This is a genomic window from Devosia sp., assembly GCF_036406155.1.
Taxonomy (GTDB): Bacteria; Pseudomonadota; Alphaproteobacteria; order Rhizobiales; family Devosiaceae; genus Devosia_A.
Genome location: NZ_DASWVV010000152.1, coordinates 1 through 6,111, shown reverse-complemented (window position 1 = coordinate 6,111; position 6,111 = coordinate 1). Strand labels below are relative to the sequence as shown.

General features: G+C 67.5%; 6 protein-coding genes. 5 read left to right on the top strand and 1 reads right to left on the bottom strand.

Features of this window, described 5'->3' with window-relative positions:
- Window positions 1–130: 130 nt before the first annotated feature.
- From VGD93_RS09735 to VGD93_RS09715, 5 genes are all read left to right on the top strand, one after another.
- Window positions 131–493, top strand: coding sequence for a methylglyoxal synthase (locus VGD93_RS09735; RefSeq protein WP_395011537.1), 363 nt, complete (start codon window positions 131–133; stop codon window positions 491–493).
- A gap of 98 nt (window positions 494–591) precedes the next feature.
- Window positions 592–1,374, top strand: coding sequence for an ABC transporter ATP-binding protein (locus tag VGD93_RS09730; RefSeq protein WP_395011535.1), 783 nt, complete (start codon window positions 592–594; stop codon window positions 1,372–1,374).
- Window positions 1,374–2,090, top strand: a complete 717-nt coding sequence (locus VGD93_RS09725; RefSeq protein ID WP_395011533.1) for an ABC transporter ATP-binding protein — start codon at window positions 1,374–1,376, stop codon at window positions 2,088–2,090. The genes VGD93_RS09730 and VGD93_RS09725 overlap by 1 nt, the downstream gene beginning before the upstream one ends.
- Window positions 2,087–3,085: a branched-chain amino acid ABC transporter permease gene (locus VGD93_RS09720; RefSeq protein ID WP_395011531.1), complete on the top strand. Its 999-nt coding sequence runs from the start codon at window positions 2,087–2,089 to the stop codon at window positions 3,083–3,085. The genes VGD93_RS09725 and VGD93_RS09720 overlap by 4 nt, the downstream gene beginning before the upstream one ends.
- Window positions 3,085–4,383 carry a branched-chain amino acid ABC transporter permease gene (locus VGD93_RS09715; protein ID WP_395011529.1) on the top strand — a complete coding sequence of 433 codons (1,299 nt, stop codon included), beginning with the start codon at window positions 3,085–3,087 and terminating at the stop codon, window positions 4,381–4,383. Before VGD93_RS09720 ends, VGD93_RS09715 begins: the two co-directional genes overlap by 1 nt.
- Before the next feature lie 197 nt (window positions 4,384–4,580).
- Here VGD93_RS09715 and VGD93_RS09710 read toward each other — a convergent pair whose 3' ends face one another.
- Window positions 4,581–5,798, bottom strand: a complete 1,218-nt coding sequence (locus VGD93_RS09710; RefSeq protein ID WP_395011527.1) for an ABC transporter substrate-binding protein — start codon at window positions 5,796–5,798, stop codon at window positions 4,581–4,583.
- Window positions 5,799–6,111 lie beyond the last annotated feature (313 nt).

The following is a 6,111-nucleotide window of genomic DNA, read 5'->3' as shown; positions in this document are numbered from 1 at the left end:
GGGCGCGGCAATGCTGCCCTCGACGAGGACTGGGCGGAGTTCTGAGCCCGCGGCGGCGCCAAGGACGCCGCCTGACGGTTGCGGTCGCGGCCGTGCGGTGGTTGAAAGGACCGCAAACGGAGAAACCGCCATGGCCCGCATCGGTCTCGTCGCCCATGACGACAAGAAGGATGAGCTGGTCGCCTGGGCGCTGGCCAACCGCGATCGGCTCAGCCGGCACGAGCTGTGGGCCACCGGCACCACCGGCGGCCGCGTGGCGGACGGGGCGCGGCTCGCGCTCACCCGCCTCAAGAGCGGGCCGCTCGGTGGCGACGCGCAACTCGGGGCGATGATCGCGGAAGGCCGGCTCGACGCACTCGTCTTCTTCGTCGATCCGCTCACGGCGCAACCGCACGACGTCGACATCAAGGCCCTGACCCGGCTGGCGACGCTGTACGACACGCTGTTCGCCGTCAACCGCGCCACGGCCGATGCGGTGCTCGCGGCGCTTTGACCTTTCGGTCAAGGTTGACCGGTCGCCTCGCTTATGAGCAGATGCGGCCAAAACAAGGCAAAGGCCTTTACGCGCAGCTAACGGTCAGGACGGGGTTGGTGCCCTTCGACGCAGTCATCGACGTGCAGAACGTCTCCAAACGCTTTGGCGGCCTGCTGGCCGTCAATAATTGCTCGCTGCGCGTGGCGCGCGGGTCGATCACCGGCCTGATCGGGCCCAACGGGGCCGGCAAGTCCACCCTGTTCAACCTCGTTGCGGGCAACATCGCCCCCGACAGCGGCCGCATCGTTTTCGACGGCGCCGACGTCACCGGCCTCAAGCCGCATCAGTTGTTCCATCGCGGCATGCTGCGCACGTTCCAGATCGCGCACGAGTTCTCGAACATGACCGCGCTCGAGAACCTGATGATGGTGCCCGCCGGCCAGCCGGGCGAGAGCCTGGTCACCACCTGGCTGATGCCGGGCAAGGTCGAAGCGGCAGACCGGGCGGTGCGCCAGAAGGCCCTCGACGTCATCGATTTCCTCAAGCTGGGTCATGTCCGGCACGAGCTTGCCGGCAACCTCTCCGGCGGGCAGAAGAAGCTGCTCGAGCTCGGCCGCACCATGATGGTCGACGCCAAGGTGGTGCTGCTCGACGAGGTGGCCGCCGGCGTCAACCGCACGCTGCTGCAGGACCTGGCGGCCAATATCGAGCGCATGAACCAGGAACTGGGCTACACCTTCTTCGTCATCGAGCACGACATGGACCTGATCGGCCGGCTCTGCGACCCGGTGATCGTGATGGCCCAGGGCGAAGTCATCGCCCAGGGCCCGATGGCGGAGATCAGGGCCAACCCGCAGATCATCGAGGCCTATTTCGGCACCCCCGTGGAGGCCGCATAGTGAGTCTCATAGAGATCCGGGACGTGGTCGCCGGCTACGGCGGCGCGCCCATCCTTAACGGCGTGAACATCGCCATCGAGCAATCCGATATCGGCGTCATCGTCGGGCCGAACGGGGCCGGAAAGTCGACCACGCTCAAGGCCGTGTTCGGCCTGCTCAAGGTGGAGTCCGGCGCCATCAGCTTCGCCGGGGAGGACATCACCAATTCGCTCCCCGACAAGCTGGTGCCCAAGGGCCTGTCCTTCGTCCCGCAGGAGAAGAACGTCTTCACCTCGATGAGCGTCGAGGAAAACCTCGAGATGGGGGCGTTCACCCGCAACGACGATTTCACCGCCACCCTCGAATGGGTCTACGGCATGTTCCCGCCGTTGCTCGAAAAGCGGCACCAGAAGGCGGGCGAACTGAGCGGCGGCCAGCGGCAGATGGTGGCCATGGGCCGGGCGCTGATGAGCCAGCCGCGCCTGCTGCTGCTGGACGAGCCGTCGGCGGGGCTCAGCCCGCGCTACGTCATCGAAATCTTCGAGCAGATCGTCAAGGTCAACAAGGCCGGCGTCGGCATCCTGATGGTGGAGCAGAACGCGCGCCAGGCGCTGGCCTTCGCGTCCAAGGGTTTCGTGCTCGCCAACGGGCAGAACCGCTTCACCGGCACGGGAGCGGAACTGATCGCCGATCCGGAAGTGGCGAGGAGTTTCCTCGGGGGCGAGGCCAAGCGATGAACGAACTGGTGTTCTTTTTCAACACGGTGCTCATCTCCGGGGTGGTGCTGGGCTCGATCTATGCCATCGGCGCCATCGGGGTGACGCTGATCTTCGGCATCCTGCGCTTCGCCCATTTCGCCCATGGCGACATGATGACCATGGGCGGCTTCATCGCCTTCCTTTTGGCCATGGCGGCGAGTGCCATGGGCATCGTCGCCCCGGTGCCGACCGGCTTCGTGGTGCTGCCCATCGCCATGGTGATCGCGGCCGGCATCGCGCTCGGCCTCGACAAGGTGTTCTATGCGCCGCTGCGCCAGCGCGGCGCCCGGCCGGTGACGCTGCTGATCGCCTCCATCGGCGTGACGCTGATCATCCAGGGGCTGATCCGGCTGTTCTTCGGGGCGGGCAACTACTCGTTCTTTGACACCGAGACCAAGCAGCTGTTCAAGATCCCCGTGCCGATCGAGGGCGTGACCCGCACCATCAACTTCACCATGCCGCAGCTGCTGATGGTGATCTGCACGGTGATCGCGGTGCTGGCCCTGCACCTGTTCCTCACCCGCTCGCGGCTGGGCAAGGCCATGCGCGCCATGGCCGACAACGCCGACCTGGCCCAGGTTTCCGGCATCAACACCAAGCTGGTGGTACGGGTGACGTGGATCATCGCCGGGGCGCTCGCCTGCCTGGCCGGCACCATGCTGGCGCTCGACGTGTCGCTCAAGCCGGACCTGGCCTTCAACATCGTGCTGCCCATCTTTGCCGCCGCCATCGTCGGCGGGCTGGGGCAGTCCTACGGCGCCATCGCCGGCGGCTTCCTCATCGGCTTCGCCGAGACGCTCGCGATCTTCAACTGGGCGATCCTGCTCCGGCCGTTCAAGGGCATGGTGCCGTTCGAGCTGCCGACGCAGCTCGCCATCGTGCCCACCGAATACAAGCTCACCGTCGCCTTCGTCATCCTGGTGGTGGTGCTGCTGTGGCGACCGACCGGCATCTTCAGGGGAGCCTCGACCTGATGCAACGCCCTCTGGTCCTGTTCGCCGGCCTGTTCGTGCTGTTCGCCGTGGTCGGCTGGCTGCTCGGCGCCGCCAACGTCTCGCTGCTGCTGGTGCAGAGCTTCGCCTACGCGCTGATCGCGCTCGGGCTCAACATCCAGTGGGGCTATGGCGGCCTGTTCAACTTCGGCATCATGGGCTTCCTGATGCTGGGCGGCGCCGCGGTGACGTTTGTCTCCTATCCCGTCAACGCGAGTTTCTGGGGCTCGGAAGGGCCCGCCATGCTGGCGCGGGCGCTGCTCGCCTTCGCCGCCGGCATGCTGCTGGTGGTCGGCGCCCGCAACGCCGACCGCATCGGCATAAGGGGGCGCTGGAAGACGGCGCTGCTGGTGCTGGCCTGGGCCGTCGCCTACCTGGTCTACCGCAGCCAGATCGACCCGGCCGTCGCCTATATCGAGGCGCACGATCCCGGCTGGGTCGGTGGACTCGGGCTGCATCCGGTGCTGGGCTGGGCCTTCGGCGGCGTGCTCGCCGCTGGCGCGGCCTATATCGTGGGCCGCATCTGCCTCGGCCTCAGGACCGATTATCTCGCCATCGCCACCATCGGCATTTCCGAGATCATCCGCGCCCTGCTCAAGAACATGGACTGGCTGACGCGCGGCACGCTGACGGTCTCGCCGCTGCCCTGGCCGACGCCGGTGCCGCAGGACCTGCAGGCGCAGGGCGTCTCCATTGCCGACTCGTTCTTCTATGCGCGCCTGGGCTACCTCGCGGTGGTGCTGGCGGTGATCGCGCTCGTCTTCTTCCTGGTGCAGCGCGCCTATGGCGGGCCGTGGGGCCGGATGATGCGGGCCATCCGCGACAACGACGTCGCCGCCGCCTCGATGGGCAAGAACGTTAACGCAAGGCAGCTCGAGATCTTCATCCTCGGCTCGGTGCTGATGGGCATTGGCGGGGCGATCCTGGCCACGTTCGGCCAGATCTACGATCCGGGCGCGTACCAGCCGATCAACCATACCTTCCTGATCTGGGTGATGGTCATCGTCGGCGGGGCCGGCAACAACTGGGGCGCCCTGTTCGGGGCGCTGCTCATCTACCTGACCTGGATGATCTCGGACCCGGTGGCCCAGTTCCTGTTCAACGCCATCAGCGCGCAGACCACCGAATGGGGCTGGGGCGCCATTCCGGAAATCCAGTCGCGGGCCAGCCAGATGCGCGTCCTGGTGCTGGGCGTCGTCATCACCATCGCCCTGCGCTTCGCCCCGCGCGGCCTGATCCCGGAGGTCATCCGGCGGGAGGGCGAAAGCCAAAGGGGCTGACCGGTCGGGGCGGCACGGGACGGTGACGCCCCGGGGCCTCGGGAACCGTGCCGCAGCCTGCGGTGCGGCGCACCCTTTCATCCGTTGGCCGCCACCGTGGATGCCTGCCGGGCTACCATCAACGACGCCACGGTGTCCCTGAATGACAAGAGGCCCGGGATCGCTCCCGGGCCTCTCGCATGTCAGGGCGGCAACGATTACTTGATCGGGCCGATTTCCTTGAAGGCGCCGTTCTCGACGGCCAGTTCGACGATGATGCCGTCGACGTCGCCGTTGGCGTCGAAGTCAGCCGGGCCGCCGGCACCGTCGTAGTCGATGTCGGTACCGGCCGCGAGCAGCTCGGCCGCCTTGGACCACTCACCGGGCAGCACCTTCTCGCCCGGAGGCGAGGAGACTTCGCGCAGCGCCGCGGAGAGGCCTTCGCGGGCGGCCGAGCCGTTCTTCTGCACGGCGAGCGCGAGCAGGAAGGCGGCGTCGTAGGCCTGCGGGGCGTAGGTCGCCGCCGGGTCCTGGCCGGCGTCGGTGGCCAGCTTGGCGTAGATGCTGGCGGATTCGCCGGTATAGGCGCCGGCGCGGGTGGCGATGATCTTGCCGTTGATCGAGTCGGCGGGCAGGCCGGTCAGCAGGTCGTCGCCCACCATGCCGTCGCCGCCGATATAGGCGGTGGCGTCGAATTCGCCGCCCTCGATGGCCTGCTGCAGCATGGTGCGGCCCGAACCCGAAGCGTAGGCGAGGATCGCGAGGTACTGCGAGCCGCTGCCGGCCAGCTGGCCGAGCTCGGCGCGATAGTCGGCCTTGCCGTCCTCATGGGCGACATTGGCGGAGACGGTGCCGCCGCCGGCCGTGAAGGTCTGGGCGAACACGTCGGCGAGGCCCTTGCCGTAGTCGTTGTTCACGTAGGTGAGGGCCACGTCCTTGATGCCCTTGGAGAGCAGCAGCTCCGCCATCTTGACGCCCTGGAAGGCGTCCGACGGGGTGGTGCGGAAGACGAGGTCGTTGTCCTGGAGCGTGGTCAGGGCCGGGGCCGAGGCCGAGGGAGAAATCTGGACCATGCCGCCCGGGATGCCGGCGGCGGTCGCCGCACCGATGGTGGCGCCGGTGCAGAAGGCGCCGACCATTGCGGTGATCTGGTCGGTATTGACGAGCTTGTCGGCGGCCGGGCCGGCCACGGACGGGTCGCAGGCGCTGTCGCCGACGATCGAGATGATCTTGCCGCCGCCGAGGATGCCGCCCTGGACGTTGACGTGGTCGAAGGCCAGCTGCGCGCCGGCAACGATCGGCGGAGCCAGGCTTTCGATGGGACCGGTCAGGTCGCCCAGGATGCCGAGCTTGACGTCCTCCGCCAGTGCCGGAACGGCGGCGCCGAGCACGGAGGCCGCAACGGCAAGGCCGAGAATATTCTTCAGATTGGTCATCGTTTCCCTCTGCAATGATTGCGTCGCGTTGGCGCCCTTGACGAGACGTCTCCTTGCGCTGCAACAACGGTCGCGGGCACAACCCCATGCCCCGCTGCGCGGGATATTGCATGTTTCCCGGGCGCGAGTCATCCGGTTTTGATCTTTCGGTCAAGACCTTCGCTTTGTTGCTTAACGGGGCAGGCGCCCTGTAAGGTCGAGGGCAGCGTGCTCCCGGAACACCCGCCGATGCCCCGATTGCTTCCCCTGCTGGCGGCCGCCGTGGCCCTGGCCTTGCCGCCCGGCGCGGCGGCGGCCCAGGAGTCCTCGATTC

What these genes read in the sequence shown, in the direction of transcription:
- VGD93_RS09710 (WP_395011527.1), bottom strand. Translation starts at nt 5,798, where the DNA reads ATGACCAATCTGAAGAATATTCTCGGCCTTGCCGTTGCGGCCTCCGTG.
- VGD93_RS09720 (WP_395011531.1), top strand. Translation starts at nt 2,087, where the DNA reads ATGAACGAACTGGTGTTCTTTTTCAACACGGTGCTCATCTCCGGGGTG.
- VGD93_RS09715 (WP_395011529.1), top strand. Translation starts at nt 3,085, where the DNA reads ATGCAACGCCCTCTGGTCCTGTTCGCCGGCCTGTTCGTGCTGTTCGCC.
- VGD93_RS09735 (WP_395011537.1), top strand. Translation starts at nt 131, where the DNA reads ATGGCCCGCATCGGTCTCGTCGCCCATGACGACAAGAAGGATGAGCTG.